This is a genomic window from Paraburkholderia rhynchosiae, assembly GCF_002879865.1.
In the GTDB taxonomy this organism is placed as follows: domain Bacteria; phylum Pseudomonadota; class Gammaproteobacteria; order Burkholderiales; family Burkholderiaceae; genus Paraburkholderia; species Paraburkholderia rhynchosiae.
This window is the reverse complement of the sequence record NZ_PNXY01000004.1, coordinates 226,826-243,949: the sequence shown is the minus strand read 5'-3', so window position 1 is coordinate 243,949 and position 17,124 is coordinate 226,826. Positions and strand designations below refer to the sequence as shown.

Annotated in this window: 14 protein-coding genes; 9 read left to right on the top strand and 5 right to left on the bottom strand. The window is 62.7% G+C overall.

What is annotated here, in order from left to right; all coding sequences use genetic code 11:
• Window positions 1–13 precede the first annotated feature (13 nt).
• The 4 genes from C0Z16_RS07630 (at window position 14) to C0Z16_RS07615 (ending at window position 5,010) form a co-directional block, all read left to right on the top strand.
• Entirely contained in the window at window positions 14–1,237 is a 1,224-nt protein-coding gene (locus C0Z16_RS07630; protein ID WP_102631562.1) for an efflux RND transporter periplasmic adaptor subunit, read from the top strand.
• Window positions 1,234–2,742 (top strand): efflux transporter outer membrane subunit, encoded by a 1,509-nt coding sequence (locus tag C0Z16_RS07625; RefSeq protein WP_102631561.1) that lies wholly within the window; start codon window positions 1,234–1,236, stop codon window positions 2,740–2,742. The genes C0Z16_RS07630 and C0Z16_RS07625 overlap by 4 nt, the downstream gene beginning before the upstream one ends.
• A gap of 64 nt (window positions 2,743–2,806) precedes the next feature.
• Window positions 2,807–3,493 carry a heavy metal response regulator transcription factor gene (locus tag C0Z16_RS07620; RefSeq protein ID WP_102631560.1) on the top strand — a complete coding sequence of 229 codons (687 nt, stop codon included), beginning with the start codon at window positions 2,807–2,809 and terminating at the stop codon, window positions 3,491–3,493.
• Window positions 3,490–5,010, top strand: coding sequence for a heavy metal sensor histidine kinase (locus C0Z16_RS07615; RefSeq protein ID WP_102631559.1), 1,521 nt, complete (start codon window positions 3,490–3,492; stop codon window positions 5,008–5,010). The genes C0Z16_RS07620 and C0Z16_RS07615 overlap by 4 nt, the downstream gene beginning before the upstream one ends.
• On the opposite strand, the gene dinB is transcribed toward C0Z16_RS07615, so the two are convergent.
• The 3 genes from dinB to C0Z16_RS07600 form a co-directional block, all read right to left on the bottom strand.
• Window positions 4,977–6,143 carry a DNA polymerase IV gene (gene dinB, locus C0Z16_RS07610; protein WP_102631558.1) on the bottom strand — a complete coding sequence of 389 codons (1,167 nt, stop codon included), beginning with the start codon at window positions 6,141–6,143 and terminating at the stop codon, window positions 4,977–4,979. The genes C0Z16_RS07615 and dinB overlap by 34 nt on opposite strands.
• 188 nt (window positions 6,144–6,331) lie before the next feature.
• Entirely contained in the window at window positions 6,332–6,910 is a 579-nt protein-coding gene (locus C0Z16_RS07605) for a YceI family protein (RefSeq protein WP_102631557.1), read from the bottom strand.
• Window positions 6,911–6,971: 61 nt separating this feature from the next.
• Window positions 6,972–7,535, bottom strand: coding sequence for a YceI family protein (locus C0Z16_RS07600; protein ID WP_102631556.1), 564 nt, complete (start codon window positions 7,533–7,535; stop codon window positions 6,972–6,974).
• Between the two features lie 396 nt (window positions 7,536–7,931).
• On the opposite strand from C0Z16_RS07600, the gene C0Z16_RS07595 reads away from it, so the two are divergent.
• The gene (locus C0Z16_RS07595; protein ID WP_102631701.1) at window positions 7,932–9,182 is read left to right on the top strand and encodes an arsenic transporter; all 1,251 of its coding nucleotides are present in this window, start codon (window positions 7,932–7,934) and stop codon (window positions 9,180–9,182) included.
• A 72-nt stretch (window positions 9,183–9,254) separates the two neighbouring features.
• Here the strand turns inward: C0Z16_RS07595 and C0Z16_RS07590 are convergent, their stop codons facing one another.
• Both C0Z16_RS07590 and C0Z16_RS07585 read right to left on the bottom strand, forming a co-directional pair.
• Window positions 9,255–10,163 (bottom strand): formate/nitrite transporter family protein, encoded by a 909-nt coding sequence (locus C0Z16_RS07590; RefSeq protein WP_102631555.1) that lies wholly within the window; start codon window positions 10,161–10,163, stop codon window positions 9,255–9,257.
• The gene (locus tag C0Z16_RS07585) at window positions 10,160–10,405 is read right to left on the bottom strand and encodes a hypothetical protein (RefSeq protein WP_102631554.1); all 246 of its coding nucleotides are present in this window, start codon (window positions 10,403–10,405) and stop codon (window positions 10,160–10,162) included. The genes C0Z16_RS07590 and C0Z16_RS07585 overlap by 4 nt, the downstream gene beginning before the upstream one ends.
• Before the next feature lie 441 nt (window positions 10,406–10,846).
• Here C0Z16_RS07585 and C0Z16_RS07580 point away from each other — a divergent pair, with 441 nt between their 5' ends.
• The 4 genes from C0Z16_RS07580 to C0Z16_RS07565 all read left to right on the top strand — a co-directional run bounded on the left by C0Z16_RS07580 (window position 10,847) and on the right by C0Z16_RS07565 (window position 17,122).
• Complete coding sequence (locus C0Z16_RS07580) at window positions 10,847–11,137, top strand: EF-hand domain-containing protein (RefSeq protein WP_102631553.1); 291 nt, start codon at window positions 10,847–10,849, stop codon at window positions 11,135–11,137.
• A gap of 105 nt (window positions 11,138–11,242) precedes the next feature.
• Window positions 11,243–12,814, top strand: a complete 1,572-nt coding sequence (locus C0Z16_RS07575; RefSeq protein WP_102631552.1) for an efflux transporter outer membrane subunit — start codon at window positions 11,243–11,245, stop codon at window positions 12,812–12,814.
• A 19-nt stretch (window positions 12,815–12,833) separates the two neighbouring features.
• Complete coding sequence (locus C0Z16_RS07570) at window positions 12,834–13,994, top strand: efflux RND transporter periplasmic adaptor subunit (RefSeq protein WP_102631551.1); 1,161 nt, start codon at window positions 12,834–12,836, stop codon at window positions 13,992–13,994.
• Window positions 13,991–17,122, top strand: a complete 3,132-nt coding sequence (locus C0Z16_RS07565; RefSeq protein ID WP_102631550.1) for an efflux RND transporter permease subunit — start codon at window positions 13,991–13,993, stop codon at window positions 17,120–17,122. The genes C0Z16_RS07570 and C0Z16_RS07565 overlap by 4 nt, the downstream gene beginning before the upstream one ends.
• Window positions 17,123–17,124 lie beyond the last annotated feature (2 nt).

Genomic DNA, 17,124 nt, shown 5'->3' with positions numbered 1-17,124 from the left:
ATGGCTAACTGAGATGACCGAAAAAACTCATGCATCGCTGGCGATTCCGTCGCGAGAGACCGAAGGCGGCCACGCACTGCCGCCGCGCAATCGCGAATGGAAGCGCGCGAAGATCGCCATCTGGATCGTGCTGACCTTGCTCGCCGTAGGCGCGTTACGCACGGTGATCGCGAATCTCATGCAAAACCGTTCCGTCGAACAAACGACGAAACAGAACGCCACGCAATACGTGAACGTGGTGAGCCCGACGCCGACCGAAGGCGGCGGCAGCACCACATTGCCGGGCACGTTGCGCGGCAATGTCGAGTCGCCGATCTATGCGCGCTCCACCGGTTATCTGCTGCACAGATACGTCGACATCGGCACGCGCGTGAAGCAGGGCCAATTGCTCGCTGAACTCGACACGCCTGAAATCGATCAGGAGCTCGCGCAAGCTTTGGCGCAGCGTCAGCAAACCAGTTCGAGTCTCGCGCTTGCGAAGAGCTCGCTCGAGCGCTGGCAGCAGCTTCGTCAACGGGATGCGGTATCGCAGCAGGAACTCGACGAACGGCAGAGCACCTACACGCAGGACGTCGCGAATCTCGCCGCCGCCGATGCAAACGTGCAGCGCTTGCGGCAGCTCGAATCGTTCAAGCGGATCGTGGCGCCGTTCGCGGGCGTGGTCACGCAACGCAATGTGGATGTCGGCGATCTGATCGACGCGGGCAGCGGCACGAGCCGCGCGCTGTTTGCGCTCGCGCAGTCGGACCCGCTGCGGGTTTTCGTGCAATTGCCGCAAGCGTATGCGCAAAACGTGTCGGTGGGACAGAACGTCGTCGTCACCCAGGCGGAACTGCCCGGCCACCAGTTTCATGGCGCCGTCACCCATATCTCGGGCGCGATCGATGTGCCCACTCGCTCGCTGCAAATCGAAGTGACGCTGCCGAATCCGGATAACACGCTGCGTCCCGGCGCGTATGTGCAGGTCGCGCTGCCTTCAGTGGCGCGCTCGCAATGGATGGTGCCGGGCAATGCGTTGCTGTTTCGCGCAGAAGGTCCGCGCGTTGCCGTGGTCGACGCAAACGGCAACGTGCAGTTGCGCAAGATCGTCATCGCGCAGGATTTCGGGCAGACGCTTGAAATAGAAAGCGGCATCGACGGGAACGACAGGATCATCATTAACCCGAGCGATTCGATTGCCGACGGCGATCACGTGCAGATCTCGCAGCCGCAAAAGAACACGAAGGGGGCGTCGTGAAGCGGAATTGCGCGGGCCGCATTGTCATCGTCCTTGCAGCGGCTACTAGTGCGGCCTTGCTCGCCGCGTGCACGGTAGGACCGGACTACAAGCGGCCGCAAGCGGACGTGCCGCCCGCATGGAACACGGATTCATACTGGCGCGTCGCGGCTCCGTCACACGCGCCGATAGAGCCGGACTGGTGGAACGTCTACCGCGATTCGACGCTTGCCGGGCTGGAAACGCAGGCGCTGGCGCAGAATCAGACGCTTGTCGCCGCGAGCGCGCACTATGCGCAAGCCAAGGCAACGCTCGCGAACACGCGCGCGCAGCAGGTGCCGGAAGTGGACCTCGCGGCATCGGCATCGCGCTTCAGAATTTCGCGGGACCGGCCGCGCACCAATTACTCGGTGCCGACCACGTCGACGGTGCAGAACAACCTGCAACTCGGCCCCACGATCAGCTACGACACCGATCTGTTCGGCCGCATACGGCGCCAGGTGGAAGGCGCGGCGGCTTCCGCGGAGCAATCGGCGGACGATCTCGCCAACGCGCGGCTCATTCTCACCACCGAAGTCGCGAGCGACTATTTCTCGTTGCGCGAGCTCGACACCGAGATCGACGTACTGAATCAATCGGTGAAGCTGCAGCAGAAAGCACTCGATTACGTGGGCTCCGAACATGAACTTGGCGCGGTGTCCGGGCTCGACGTATTGCAGCAGAAGTCGCTGCTCGACACCACACGGGTGCAGGCGCAACTGCTGCTGAATCAGCGCGCGCAGTTCGAGCATGCGATTGCCGCGCTCGTCGGCGTGCCTGCGCCGCAGTTCGCAATCGAGCCCAAGGTCCTCGACGTTCCGGTGCCGGCGATTGCGCTCGGCGTACCTAGCGACGTATTGCAGCGCCGGCCCGATATCGCGTCGGCCGAGCGCGCGATGGCGGCGGCCAACGCGCAGATCGGCGTCGCCAAGGCGGCGTTTTTTCCGAGCCTGACGCTGACACCGGGCATCGGCTGGGAAAGCACGCAGTTCGCGAGTTTGTTGAGCGCACCCACGCTGATGTGGACGCTCGGCGCGGCAGCGGGCCAGGTGCTGTTCGACGGCGGCCGCCGCGCGGCCAATGTGCAGTTCGCGAGCGAAGGCTACAAGGCGACCGAGGCGAACTATCGGCAAACGGTGCTCAACGCATTCCAGCAGGTGCAGGACGGCATCACGGGTCTTGCCGTGCTCGATGGTGCGGCCAGGCAGTCGGAGGAAGCGGTCGCGGATGCACAGCGTCTGCTTGCGCTCGCTAACGACCGCTATTCGGGCGGCCTCGTCGCGTATCTCGATGTGATCACCGCGCAGCAGTCGTTGCTCAACAGCAAGCGCCAGGACGCGCAGATTCACGGCCAGCAGATGACGCTATCCGTTGCGCTCGTCAAAGCGCTGGGCGGCGGTTGGGATGCGGGCATGGCGACGCCGGGCGTCGGGCAACAGGACATGAAGTCGAGCGGCACGCCGCAAGCACGAGTCGCCGCGCCGTGAGACGCCACATGGTGAAAGAAGCAATGCAAGGCGTTTCGTATAATGCAGACACTAGGGGACGCGCATGAAATTGCTGATTGTTGAAGACGAGCACAAGGTGGTGGATTACCTGCGCTCCGGTTTGACAGAGCAGGGCTGGGTCGTGGACGTCGCGCTCGATGGTGAAGAGGGCACACATCTGGCCACCGAATTCGATTACGACGTCATCGTGCTCGACGTGATGCTGCCCAAGCGCGACGGCTTCAGCGTGTTAAAGGCGCTGCGCATGCGCAAGTCGACGCCGGTCATCATGCTGACCGCGCGCGATCATGTGAACGACCGCGTGCGCGGTCTGCGCGAAGGCGCCGACGACTATCTCACCAAACCCTTTTCGTTTCTCGAACTGGTCGAGCGCCTGCACGCATTGGCGCGCCGTACCCGCTCGCAGGAGTCCACGCTGATTTCCGTCGGCGATCTGTTTGTCGATCTGATCGGACGGCGCGCGACGCGTGACGGTGTGCGCCTCGATCTGACCGCGAAGGAATTCCAACTGCTGAGTGTTTTGGCTCGCCGGCAAGGCGATATTCTGTCGAAGACCGCGATCACCGAACTCGTGTGGGATGTCAATTTCGACAGTCACACGAACGTCGTTGAAACCGCGATCAAACGATTGCGCGCGAAGCTCGACGGTCCGTTCCCATCGAAGCTGCTGCACACCGTGCGCGGCATGGGTTACGTGCTCGAAGTGCGCGAAGAGGCGGAGCAGTCATGAACCGCTCGATCGCGCGACGGCTCGCCCTGATGTTCGCGCTCGTCGCGCTGTTCGTGTTCACGCTCGTCGGCGCGGGGCTTTTTGCGGTGTTGCGCACGCAGCTCGAAAACCATTTGCGCGAATCGCTCGACGACCGCGCGCAAATTGCGCGGCTAATTTGCAATCACGGGCTGACGCCGGACAAATGGCGCATGTCGCGCGAGAAGCTCACCGACATGACGCCGCATGACCGCAGCACCGTGTACGCGGTAACGAGCATCGAGCCGTCGTATAACTACGGCAAGCCTATCGAAGGCTCGACTGTGAAGACGTGGCCCGGCGGCTACGCGCGCGTGAAGCCGGTGGACGGTGGCGAAGATATGCTCACCACCACCGTGTCCATCCCCGGCTATTCCACGCGTCCGCCGATGCAATTGCAGGTCGCGTCGAGCTATTCGCCGAATATTCGCACGATGCGCGTGTTCGGCTTCGCGCTCGCCGCGCTGTCGGCGTTAGGCAGCCTCGCGGTGCTGCTGCTCAGTTATTCGGTGACGCGCATCGGTCTCGCTCCGTTGACGCGCCTCACCCGCGACGCGTCCGCCGTCAGTCCGAACAATCGCTCGCAGCGGTTGAATACCGCGTCGTTGCCGCATGAATTGAACGACCTGGCTAATTCGTTCAACGGCGCACTCGAACGCCTCGACGGCGCATACTGCCGCCTCGAATCGTTCAATGCGGACGTCGCGCATGAACTGCGCACGCCGGTGACCATTCTGATCGGCCAGACCGAAGTCGCGTTGACACGCAACCGCTCCGTCGACGATTTGCGCCACACCTTGCAATCGAATCTCGAAGAGTTCGAACGCATGCGCGCCATCATCAACGACATGCTGTTCCTTGCGCGCGCCGATCAGGGCGAGCGCGCGACGGGGCTCATGGAAGTGTCGCTCGCCGCTGAAGTCGCACATACGCTGGAGTTTCTCGAGATTCCGCTTGAAGAAGCGCGAGTGCATGCACGCTTGCAAGGCGACGCGCTCGCGTGTGTGAACCGCTCGCTGTTCGGACGCGCCTGCACCAATCTGTTGATGAATGCGATCCAGCATTGCGAGCCGGGTGCCGTGATCAGCGTCAGGATCGTGCGCGAAGGGGACCAGGTGCGCGTTGAAGTGGCCAATCCCGGCGAGCCGATCGAGCCCGCCGTGCTCGAACATCTGTTCGACCGTTTCTATCGCGCGGAAGCTTCGCGCACCAATAGCCGCGAGAATCACGGCCTGGGTCTCGCGATTGTGAAGGCGATTGCGGAGATGCATCGAGGTAGCGTGTCGGTGCATAGCGCCCGTGGCATCAACACTTTTGCGTTTTCGATTGCGGCTTGGCGCGCGGAAAGTGTGGCGCCGAACGGGCGTTCAAGCGCCGGCGCGAATGCGGGTTCGAATGCGGGCTCGAATGTGAGCGCGAACGTAGGCCCGAACGTGCCCGATACCTCCGAGCCGGCAGCGGGCACTTATTCGTCGCTTGTGAAAGGCAAGTCGGCCTGAACCGGTAGACGCCTCTGCGGCGCTTGCTCGCTTGCCCGAGTCAGTGCGCTCACGCGCACGCCGAGCAGCCGCAGCTTGCGGTTCAGTTCGACTCGCCGCAGGCATTCGGTAGCCGCGCGCCGTATTTCGGCGGCATCCGCGGTCGGCGTGTCGAGTGTCAGGTCGCGCGTCACCGTGCGGAAATCGTCGTAGCGCAATTTGATGCCGACCGTCTTGCCCACATAGCCTTTGCGCACCAGATCTTCGGCGACTCGCATGCACAGGCCGGTAAATGAGCTGGACAGCGCGGGGCGATCATGACGCGGATGCAGATCGCGCTCGAAGGTGGTTTCGCGGCTCATCGACTTCGGTTCCGACTCGACCACCACCGGCCGTTCGTCGTGCCCTTGCGCAATCTGCATTAGCCACGCCGAGTAGCTGCGTCCGAAATGATCCTGCAACAAGCCCGCGTCTGCCGCGGCCAGATCGCCAACCGTGGCGATGCCGAGCGCCGTCAATTTTTCCGCCGCCTTGGGACCGATGCCGTTGACCTTGCGCACCGGCAACGGCCACACGCGCAGCGGCACGTCCGCCGGCGTAAGAATCGTGAGGCCGTCTGGCTTGTCGAGCTCGGAACCGATCTTCGCGAGCAGCTTGTTCGGCGCCACGCAGATCGAGCACGTGAGCCCTGTGGCCTGATTCACGGCCTGCTTGATGCGCGCCGCGATGTCGCGGGCATCGCCCGGCAACTCGGTGAGATCGATATAGATTTCGTCGATGCCCCGGTCTTCAATGCGATCCGTGAAGGTGGCGACCGCGGCCTTGAAGAGCCGCGAGTAATGACGGTACGAGTCGAAATCGGTGGGCAGCAGGATCGCATCGGGCGCGAGCACGGCCGCCTTCATCATGCCCATTGCGGAGAACACGCCGAGCGCGCGTGCTTCGTACGTGGATGTGGTCACCACGCCGCGCCCCGCATAATCGCGCAGTTTCGCGAAACGGCGGCTGCCGTCTTCGAGCGTTTGCGGCGCGCCGTTGCGGCCGCCGCCGATCACCACCGCCTTGCCGCGCAATTCCGGATAGCGCAACAGCTCGACGGACGCGTAGAACGCGTCCATGTCGAGATGCGCAATACGGCGGTCTGCTGAACTCATGACGGGCGGAAACGGATGGGACCCGTAATAGTACCTCGCTCCGCCGTCGCAAGTACTGCGTGCAAGCGATAGCTCACGCCAATCTGCAGCACGCGGTAGACCTTGTGGCGCTCGACCTTGTCGCCGAGCGAAAGCGTGGTTTGAGGCCTGCGCTAGCAAGCGGGCGTGAAGCGGCGCCCGCCCTGACGTTACTGCTTGATGCCTTCAGCCTGGATGTGCAGCGTGGTCTGCATCTTGAAGCCATAGGTCTTGCCGAAGTCGACGCCGAAATCGTCGCGGTTGAACGTCGCCGTCGATTCCGTGCCGCAGACTTCGCGCTTAAGCATCGGGTTCACGAAGCACTTGAACGATTCGATCTTCAGATTGACCGGTTTCGTCACGCCGTGCAGCGTCAGCGTGCCGATTACTTCGACCGGTTTGTCGCCGTCGAAACGGATTTGCGTGCCCTTGTAGGTCGCGCTCGGGTACGTCGCGACGTCGAAGAACTTGTTCGTGACCAGTTCCGAATCGAGCTTGTCATTGCCGATATCCACCGAGCTCATGTCGATTGTCACGTCGACCGTGCCGGTTCTTGCCGCGCGGTCGAGCACCACGGTGCCGCTGCTCTTCTTGAACTTGCCGCGCCAGGTCGACAGACCGCCGAAGTGATCCGTTTCAAAACTCGGGTACGTGTGCGTCGGATCGAGTTGATACGTGTCGGCAGCCATTGCGTTGAACGACAATGCGGCGGCCAGTGCGCCCGCGGCGAGCAGGAATTGTTTCTTCAAGATGTTCTCCAGGTTTCGAAAAGTGCTATGACGCTTTAGTGTTTCGTTCGAGTGTGTCTAATCACTTTCTGGAAGCGACGAGGTGAAATTTGATGACCACTTCGTCAGCGACGACCGACGTGTCTTTCCATTCACCGGTGCCGACGTCGAACTGCGAGCGCTTGATCGGCAGAGAGCCGTCGAAAGTCTGAGCCGAGCCCTGGCTTGCAATGGTGACCGGCACGACCACGGTTTGCGATTTGCCCTTGATGGTCAGCTTGCCGGTGATCTTGTACTGATTGCCGCCGGCCGGCGCAATCGCGCTGGAGACAAACGTAGCGGCCGGATATGCGGCGCTGTCGAACCATTCCTTGCCTTGCGCCTGTTTGTTGTAATCGTCGGCGCCGAGGTCGTAGCTGCCCGTGTCGATCGACACATTGGCGCTGCCCGCCGCCGGCTTCGCCGGATCGAAGGACAGTTGCGCCGAGAACTTTTTGAACTTGCCGTCAACGGGCACGTTCATCTGCTTCGTCGTTGCAATGACGGTGCTTTTGCTCGTGTCGATGTCGGCATGCGCGAGGCCCGCGCCGACGAACGAAAGGGCGGCGACGCCCGCAAGAATAGAACGATGGAAAGTGGTTTTCATAGTGGTACGCATCCTATCGAACCTGCGCGCGTTGATTGCGCGCAGTGGGGAATTTGATTGCCAACAAGCCGTAATGAATCGACGCCGATGATCTGCTAGTTGACGAATGGGCCGATGCAAGGCGATCGCGGCGCCGCGGAAACCGTCGGTATCGATAGAGCGGGATGTATCGTTCATTCGCAGGTCGTGAATTGTCGCGGTGACTGCGAATAGTAGGGATGTCAATCGAACCTGAATAGCCGGGTGCGACAGAACAGATCGTTGTAGTGGTAGCGCTAATGCCGCGGTGGCGCGTGGCTGCCAACAACGCTGAACGAAGCGTGAGCCGGACTCGAGTTGGGTTATCCTGCGCACCAGGCATTGCCTACGTACAACCATCCATTCGGGGCTTACGTTGTGACTTCGATTTTCCTTTCATGGGGCATCGCCGCATTCGCGACGGCTGGTGTCATCACCCGGCCTTTCAAATGGCCTGAGGCGGTGTGGGCCGTGGCCGGCGCATTGCTGCTGGTCTCGCTTGGGCTGCTGCCGGTCCACCTCGCGATAGAAGCCGTCGGCAAGGGCTCCGACGTCTATCTGTTTCTGTTCGGCATGATGCTGCTCTCGGAAGTGGGACGCCGCGAAGGGCTCTTCGACTGGGTCGCCGTCCTCGCGGTCAACCATGCGCAACGCTCGCCGCGCAAGCTCTTCCTGCTGGTCTATCTGGTCGGCGTGGTCATCACCGCCTTTCTTTCGAACGATGCCACCGCCGTCGTGCTGACGCCGGCTGTGTTTGCCGCGGCGAAAAAAGCGAAGACGGATCCGTTGCCGCTGCTGTTCGTCTGCGCGTTGATTGCGAACGCAGCGAGCTTCGTGCTGCCGATTTCCAATCCGGCCAACATCGTGCTGTACGGCAACCACACGCCCGCGCTCGGCGCGTGGCTGATGCGCTTCGCGCTGCCTTCGCTGCTGTCGATCGTCGCGACGTATGTGCTGCTGCGCTGGACGCAGCGCGAGGCGCTTGCCGGCGTCTGCGAGGCGAATCTCGAACCGCTTCGGTTATCGTCGAGCGGACGTGTCGCGCTGGCGGGTATCGGCGTAACGGCTGTCGTGCTGCTGGCGGTGTCCGCATTCGACATCCAGTTGGGCCTGCCCACCGCGATACTCGGCGCGGCGACCGCGCTCGTCGTGCTCATCCAGGAACGCAAATCGCCGCTGCCGATGATCCGCGAAATATCGTGGAGCGTGCTGCCGCTCGTGGCCGCGCTGTTCGTGCTCGTCGAAATGCTCGACCACACCGGCGTCATTAGCATGCTGGCCGCAATGACGCGCGCCGGAGCCGAACACAACCAAGTGACCACGGCGGGCTGGGCCGGCGCCGCCATCGCGATCGGCAGCAATCTGATGAACAACTTGCCGGCCGGTCTGATCGCGAGTTCCACGGTGATGCAGGCGCATAGCCCCGAGCGTGTGATCGACGCGCTGCTGATCGGCGTCGACCTCGGACCCAACATGTCGATCACCGGTTCGCTCGCGACGATTCTCTGGCTCAACGCAATCCGCCGCGAAGGCGAGGACGTCAGCTTCATGAAGTTCCTGAAGGTAGGCGTCGTGGTGATGCTGCCCGCGCTGGTGCTGGCGCTTGGTGCGCGGATTCTCATCGGCTGAACCGCTGGCTTTTAAGGGCCCACCGGGTTAGAAAACATGCGTCGGCCCGGCGCGCTTTCTATGTGTCGCCGCTCAACGATGGCCGTTTATCTCGGGCGCGATGGCGGCATGATTGAGCAGCGCGACAAGCGACATCCCGCCGACGGTATTGCCCACGAGCGTCGGCACCAGAAAGCGGAAGAAGTAGTCGTGCAAGCTCGCATCCCCGGTCATGAACGCGTAAGCGACCTCCGTCGATCCGGCGATGATGTGCGAAAGATGGCTGACGGCCACCACATACGTAATCAGCAGCACGGTCAACAAGCGGCCCGAGCGCGCACTCGGCAACAGCCACACCATCAGCGCGATCAGCCAGCCGGCGAAAATCGCTTTTACCATGGTGGGCAGCATATGCTCGGAGCCGACCGCCGCGCGCGACACGTCGCCAAATGCATCCACCACGGCGGGCGCGAACACATCGGGTATGCGCAGCATCGCCGCGAAAATCCACGTGCTGATCAGGTTGAAAGTGAGCACGATGCCCCATAAGCGCATGGCTTTGAGGAGCGTGAGCGGATCGCGCCGCGTCAACACGGGCAGCACGACGGTCAACGTGCTCTCGGTAAAAAGCTGCTGGCGCCCCATGATGACCAGCACGAAGCCCATCGAATAGCCGAAGCTCGACACCAGGTGACGCCATGGTGCATCCGGCAAGCCGGCTTCGAGCACCGCTTGCGTGAGAAACGAAAAGCCCATCGACAGTCCCGCAGCCAGCGACGACCAGATCAACGCGCCGATGGTTCGCTCGAGCGCCGCTTCGCCTTCTTCACGGACGATTTCATGCAGCACCAGCGCATGAGGCGCCATGTGGTGCGCCGCCTGATTCTGCTCGCCCTCGTTCAGATGCGGCGAGTCCGCCCCCGCGTCTTCGGCACGGGGAGCGTGATTCCCGGCACTTGCGGCAGGCGCTTCAGAACGCTCGTTCTTCGACGCCCCCGTCATAAACGGGCGCCCTTTAAGCTGCCCGGCGGCGCTTCACAAACGGTTTCCTCCGATTCCCGCAGCGCGGACAGCGTGGCTTCGAGCTTCACGATGCGCGCGCGCTGCGCGGGCATCAGCGCCGCGCTCGACAGCATGTCGAGCCGGTTCTGCCAATAGGAAAGCGGTATGCGGTCATTCACCGAGATCCGCCCGAACACGAGTTCGAGGTGGGCGATCTCTCTGTCCAGGTTCTGGTAGCTCATGACAAATCCAACAAAGGGTCAAGGTAGAGCGACTCCGACACTACATTCCGAGGGCAGCAAGTAGCGTTCCCTGATTCGTCAGGACAACGGGAATTTACCAGGCGTTGTTACCATCTGCATGTCCTATGCTGAAGCACGCGGCAATTACTGCAATCAGCACGTCAGACACAGGTCGACGCGGGACCAACAATACGCAAAGCACCGCAAAAACGGCAGCCAGCGTTCGTTTCATTCGATGTCACGTCACACCGCGTCGCCCTAGACGACGACATGCAGCACGGCGGTTGACGGCGATTCACCGGCCAGCGGAGGATTCATGACATCGAACGACATAACTCTGCAATTGCCTTCCGGCAGCGGTTCTACAAGAATTCGGCCTGTCATTGAACGGATCGCGGCACAAGCAGGCGACGCTCGGTGGCTCTATCCCAGGAGTCAGTCATGAAAAAATTGCTCGCCGCCGTCCTGTTGTGCTGCGCGTCCACTGTCACGTTCGCTCAGGCCGCGCCGCAAGGCGGCAACCCGCAGCGCATGGAGCGCATGGTCCAGCAGTTGCAAACGCGTTTTGCGAATGCCAACACCACGCATGACGGCAAGCTCACCAGAGAGCAGGCCGCGACGGGCATGCCGATGGTCGCGAGCCATTTCGACGAGATCGATACGCAGAAGACCGGCTACATCACGTTGCCGCAGATCGAGGCCTATATGCGCGAACGCGGGGCGGCGCACTGAGCCGCGCGCTTTGCCGCGGAACCTGGACGCCGGCGCCGTGCGCGGACTTTCATCTGCATCGAATCATTCACTCAGGCTTGGCGCCCGACACGCCCCACACGCGCGATGAAACCTGCCACGTCCAGCCGTCTGCGCCTTGCGAGTGCGTCGATCATCGTGTCGATGAGTGCGGTGCTGGCCGGTTGCGTGAGCGTCGGGCCCGATTTCCGGCAGCCGGACGTCACGTTGGAAAACCAGTGGCTCGAGAGCTTGCCGGCCTCGGCGCAGAGCGCGCCCGCTGCGCAGGCCGCATGGTGGACCGCGTTTAACGACCCGGTGCTGAGCGCGCTCGAACAGCGAGCGTATGAGCGCAACCTGTCGCTGCAAGTCGCCGGTTTGCATATCTTCAAGGCACGCGCGCAACTGGCGGTCAGCGCCGAGAATCTGCTGCCGCAATCGGGCAGCGTGTCGGCCGGTGCGAACCATATCAACACGAGCGGCGTCGGCCCGTTTCCGCCCACGCATTTATGGGCCGAGCATCTTCGTGTCAACGCCGGTTGGGAGCTCGATTTCTGGGGCAAATATCGCCGGCAGATCGAATCGGACCGCGCGCAATTGCGTGTGTCGGAAGCGGCATACGATAACGCGCTGGCGTCCATGTTCGCCGATGTGGCCAACGCCTACATCGATCTGCGCGCGCTGGAGCAACGCATCGCCGTGGCGCGGCAGAATCTGAAATCGGTTCAGGAAAGCCTCGCGCTGACAGAGGCGCGCTACAAACGCGGAGCATCCAGTCAGCTCGATGTCGAACAGGCTGCCACGCTGGTCGCTGAAACCGAGGCGCAAATCCCGCCGCTCATCAAGGCGCGCGCGCAGGATCGCGACACGCTCGCGGTGCTGCTCGCCGATCCGCCCGATGCCGTCGATGCGCAACTCAAAGGCAGCAACGCGGTTCCCGTGCCGCCGACGCAGATCGATGTAGGCATTCCCGCCGACCTGTTGCGGCGCCGGCCGGACGTGCGCCAGGCCGCGCTCAACGCGGCGGCGCAGTCGGCGTTGATCGGCGCGGCGAAGGCCAAGCTGTATCCGTCGTTGTCGTTGACCGGACTGTTCGGTTTGTCGTCAGGCGAACAACATGGCATCGGATTGTCGCAATGGGGCAGCAAAACGATCGGGCTTTTTTCGGCGGGCATCACGTTGCCCATTTTCGATCGCGGGCAACTGAAGAACGCAGTGCGCATCCAGGACGCGGTGTTTCAGGAAGCCGTGCTCGATTATCAGAACACGGTGCTGCAAGCGCAGAAAGAAGTGGAGGACGCGATTGCCGCGCTTCGCACGTCGCTGGATGCGCTCGCGGCGTCGTCGCGTGCCTCCGATGCATCGCAGCGCGCCTTGCGGCTCGCCACCGCGCAGTATCGCTCGGGCTCGGTCACGTACGACACGGTGCTGGACGCATCGCGTTCGGCGCTGCGCGACGGCGATTCGCTCGCGCAGAGCCAGGGGCTCGCCGCGCTTGCCGCAGTGTCGCTGTATCGCGCACTCGGCGGTGGATGGGAAGTCGCAGAGGGTCAGCAAGTGGTGAGCGAACGGATCGCCGAAGAGATGGCGCGGCGCACGGATTGGGGACGTCTGCTGAACCCGCCCGCCAGATCGCCGGTCGCGCGCGCGAACGCGGACTCGCCGCCGGACGGCAAATAACCATGCGGGGAATAACAACATGGCCAGACCAAGCGGAGTAAGCGGACCTACCGAGAATGCGTCTATGCGCGGCAAGCTGCGAGGACTCGCGTTTCGTGTCGCGTCTTGCCTCCCATTGAGCGCGCTGACCGGCATCGCATTGTTCGCGGCGCTATCCGCATGTCATGAGAGCAATGCACCGGCCGCGCAGAATGCGCCGCTGCCGCAAGTCAGCGTGACGCGACCCGCGCCGCGCGAGGTGCGCGAGCAACTCGACTTGACCGGCAGCGTCGCGCCTTCGGCGACCGTTACGCTCGTCGCGCGCGTGCAGGGCGTGCTAAAGGAAATCGGTTTCACGGACGGCGCTAACGTCAAACAGGGGCAAGTGCTGTTTCGTATCGAGCCGGACACGTACCGCGCGCAACTTGTCTACGACCAGGCCGCGCTTGATAACGCCGAGCAGGAACTCACGCGCCAGAAGCAGCTCACGTCGGATAATGCGACGTCGGAGTCGTCGCTGCAAAAGGCGCAAACCACGCGCGACCAGGCGCTCGCCAAACGCGACATGTCGCGTATCAATCTCGGCTATACGGAAATTCGCGCGCCGTTCGCGGGCCGCATTGGCGCACGTGCGTTCGATGTTGGCAACGTAGTGGGCGGATCGGATTCGACAAAGCTCGCCACGCTCGACCGCATTCAACCCGTCTACGTGAATTTCACGCTGAATGAACGCGACGCGAACCGCATCGGTCTCTTCACGCGAGCGCCGCACAGCGTGCGCGTCAATGTGCTGGGCGCGACACCGGAGCAAGGCGAGGACGCCACGCTTGAATTCGTCGATACGCGGGTGGACCCAGCCAGCGGGGCAATCAAGCTGCGCGCCGATGTCGCGAACCACGACGCGCATCTGATACCGGGTATGTCGGTTGAAGTGCATATCCCCGCCAGCGCGCCGCAAAACGTGCTGCTCGTGCCCGACACCGCGTTGCTGCGCGAACAGGCCGGCGCCTCGGTGCTGGTCGTGAACGGGGCGAACGTAGTCGAGAAACGAGGGGTCACCACCGGCGGCCTCTACGGCTCGCTGCGGGCGATCAAAAGCGGCCTCAGTGCATCGGATCACGTCGTGACGGGCGGGGGCCTCGCCGTGGTGCCGGGCATCAAGGTGCAGACGATCGACGCCGCCGCGCAGAGCCGCTCATGATCCGCTTTTTTGTCGAGCGCCCCGTATTCGCGAATGTGATCGCGCTGATCGTGATGCTGCTCGGCGCGGTCGCGCTGATCAATTTGCCGATTGCGCAATATCCGCCCATCACGCCGCCCACCGTGCAGGTCGTCGCGCACTTTCCAGGCGCGAGCGCCGCGACCGTGATCGACCGCGTGGCGTTGCCGATCGAAACGCAGGTCAACGGCGTGGAAAACGCGCTCTACATGCAGTCGACCAGCACGAATGACGGCAGCTACACGCTCACCGTCACGTTCGCAGTCGGCACGGATGTTGATAAGGCGCAGGTGTTGGTGCAGAACCGCGTGTCGGCCGCCACTGCGCAATTGCCGCAAGCGGTGCAGCAGCAGGGCGTGACCGTGCGCAAGCGTTCCACCGCGATCCTGCAGTTGTACACACTGCAATCGCCGGATCCGAAGTACAACTCGCTCTTTCTCAGCAACTACGCGGTCATCTATTTGCGCGACACGCTCGCGCGTTTGCCGGGCGTCGGCGACGTCACTGTGTTCGGCACGGGACAGTACAGCATGCGCGTCTGGCTCGATCCGCAGAAGCTCAGCGAGCGCAACCTGAGCGCCGCCGACGTAATGCAGGCCATTCAAAGCCAAAGCAAGGACGTGAGTGCGGGCCAGCTCGGCTCCGAACCGAACGCGGGCGGCCAGGCGTTCCAGCTCACCGTGACGATGCGCGGCGCGCTCTCCGATCCGCATGAATTCGACGACATCATCGTGAGAGCCGATTCGAGCGGCGGCGGCCATTTCGTGCGCATTCGCGACGTCGGGCGTACCGAGCTCGGCTCGTCGAGCTACGGCCAGTTCTTCAATCTGGACGGCAAGCCCGCCGCGGGCATCGCGATTTATCAGTTGCCCGAAGCAAATGCGCTGGAAGTCGGCAACGCGGTCAAGGCCACCATGGCGCGCCTCGCGAAAGACATGCCGAAAGGCGTCAGCTATCAATTGCCATTCGATACGACGATCTTCGTGCGGCAATCCGTGATCGACGTCTACAAGACGCTCTTCGAAGCGGCGTTGCTGGTGCTCGCGGTGATCCTGCTGTTCCTGCAAAACTGGCGCGCGATGCTCGTGCCCGCCACGACGATTCCTGTGACGATCATCGGCACGTTCGGCGCAATCTACTTGATGGGCTTTTCGATCAACCTGCTGACGTTGTTCGCGATCGTGCTCGCGATCGGCATTGTCGTGGACGATGCGATCGTCGTGGTCGAAGGGATCACGCAGCATATCGAGCAGGGCAAGACGCCGAAGCAGGCGGCCATCGACGCCATGCACGAATTGCTCGGGCCGATTGTCGGCATCACGCTCGTGCTGGTGTCCGTATTTTTGCCGTCGGCGTTTCTCGGTGGCGTCACGGGCCAGATGTACCGTCAATTCGCGCTCGTTGTGGTCGCGACCACGATCATCAGCGCAATCAATGCAGTGACGCTCAAGCCGGTGCAGAGCGTGCGCTGGTTGCGGCATCAGCGGGCGGCCAGGCCGAACGTGGTGTACCGCGTGTTCGACAAGGCTTATGCGCGTGTCGAAAAGGGCTATGTGGGCGTGGTTTCATGGTTCGTCGCGCGTTGCAAGCTCGCGCTCGTCATTGCGCTCGTGCTCGGCGCGGCCTCGGCATTTCTGCTCACGCGCGTGCCGACCAGTTTCATTCCGCTCGAAGATCAGGGCTATATGCTGATCGCCGCGCAACTCGCGGACGCTGCGTCGCTCGGACGAACGCGCGAGGCGAGTACCGAGATCGAGAAGCGGATCGGCGCGATTCCGGGCGTGAGTCATGTGGTGTCGATCGGCGGCATTTCGCCGCTCGATAACAACGCGTCGTTGCCGAATGCCGCGCTGATCTACGTGACGCTCGATGACTGGAGCAAGCGCGGCAAGGGCGAGGATCTGCGCTCGCTGTATCTGCGCATGAATAGCGAACTGGCGAAGCTGCCCGACGTGCGTTCCGTGGTTATCGTGCCGCCGCCGATTCAGGGTCTCGGCAATAGCGGCGGCGTGCAGATGCAAGTGATGTTGACCGACGGCTCACAGAATTATCAACGGCTGCAAAGCGCGACGGACGCGCTGATCGCGAACGTGTCGAAGCGGCCCGAATTGCAGCGCGTGTTCAGTCCGTTCCGTGCGTCGGTGCCGAACGTCGAACTCACGCTGGACCGCGCGAAGGCTGAGTCGCTGCAAGTGCCGGTCGGCGATGTGTTCGATCTGCTGCAAGACTACGTCGGTTCGAGTTACGTGAATCAGTTCACCACGTTCAATCATACGTTCCCGGTGTTCGTGCAGGCAGACGGCGCGTTTCGGCGCGAAACGGACGACATTCGCCGCTTGCAGATTCGCAGCAACAGCGGCCATATGGTCGAACTGGGGACTTTTATGGACGCGCGCCCTGGCGTCGGCCCCGCGGTTGCGACGCTCTACAACCTTGCACCGGCGGCGGCCATCAACGGCAATCCGGCAAGCGGCTACAGCACCGGCGATGCGATCAAGGCCTTCGAGCAGGAAGCCGCGCGGATTCTGCCGGCCGGCATTGGCTATGAATGGACGGCGATGTCATATCAGGAGAAGCTGGTGGGCAACTCGGCTTACTGGGTGTTCGCGGTGGGTGTGCTGCTGGTGTTCTGCGTGCTCGCCGCGCAATACGAAAGCTGGCTGCTGCCGGTCGCGGTGGTGCTCGCGGTGCCGCTCGCATTGCTCGGCACGGCGGGCACGCTTGCATTGCTCGGCGCCGCCAACAATCTGTACACGCAGATCGGCCTTGTTTTGCTGATCGCGTTGTCGGCGAAGAACGCCATTCTGATTGTCGAGTTCGCGCGGCATTTGCGCTCGCAAGGCGTCGGCATTGCCGAGGCGGCCGTCGAAGCAGCGCGGCTGCGTTTTCGGCCCATCATGATGACGTCGTTCGCGTTCATTCTCGGCGTCGTGCCGCTCGTGATCGCCACGGGCGCGAGTGCGAGCGCGCGCCGCTCGCTCGGTATCGCGGTGTTCTCCGGCATGCTCGCATCGACCTGTATCGCCGTGCTGTTCATTCCGTCGTTCTACGTGCTGTTGCAGCGCATTGCCGAACGGCAAGCCGCGCGCAAGACGCCGGCCGACGCCTGAAA

Excerpts from the sequence above, each read along its gene's own strand:
- C0Z16_RS07630 (WP_102631562.1), top strand. The coding sequence starts at position 14 with ATGACCGAAAAAACTCATGCATCGCTGGCGATTCCGTCGCGAGAGACC.
- C0Z16_RS07620 (WP_102631560.1), top strand. The coding sequence starts at position 2,807 with ATGAAATTGCTGATTGTTGAAGACGAGCACAAGGTGGTGGATTACCTG.
- C0Z16_RS07615 (WP_102631559.1), top strand. The coding sequence starts at position 3,490 with ATGAACCGCTCGATCGCGCGACGGCTCGCCCTGATGTTCGCGCTCGTC.
- dinB (WP_102631558.1), bottom strand. The coding sequence starts at position 6,143 with ATGAGTTCAGCAGACCGCCGTATTGCGCATCTCGACATGGACGCGTTC.
- C0Z16_RS07600 (WP_102631556.1), bottom strand. The coding sequence starts at position 7,535 with ATGAAAACCACTTTCCATCGTTCTATTCTTGCGGGCGTCGCCGCCCTT.
- C0Z16_RS07590 (WP_102631555.1), bottom strand. The coding sequence starts at position 10,163 with ATGACGGGGGCGTCGAAGAACGAGCGTTCTGAAGCGCCTGCCGCAAGT.
- C0Z16_RS07585 (WP_102631554.1), bottom strand. The coding sequence starts at position 10,405 with ATGAGCTACCAGAACCTGGACAGAGAGATCGCCCACCTCGAACTCGTG.
- C0Z16_RS07580 (WP_102631553.1), top strand. The coding sequence starts at position 10,847 with ATGAAAAAATTGCTCGCCGCCGTCCTGTTGTGCTGCGCGTCCACTGTC.
- C0Z16_RS07575 (WP_102631552.1), top strand. The coding sequence starts at position 11,243 with ATGAAACCTGCCACGTCCAGCCGTCTGCGCCTTGCGAGTGCGTCGATC.
- C0Z16_RS07570 (WP_102631551.1), top strand. The coding sequence starts at position 12,834 with ATGGCCAGACCAAGCGGAGTAAGCGGACCTACCGAGAATGCGTCTATG.
- C0Z16_RS07565 (WP_102631550.1), top strand. The coding sequence starts at position 13,991 with ATGATCCGCTTTTTTGTCGAGCGCCCCGTATTCGCGAATGTGATCGCG.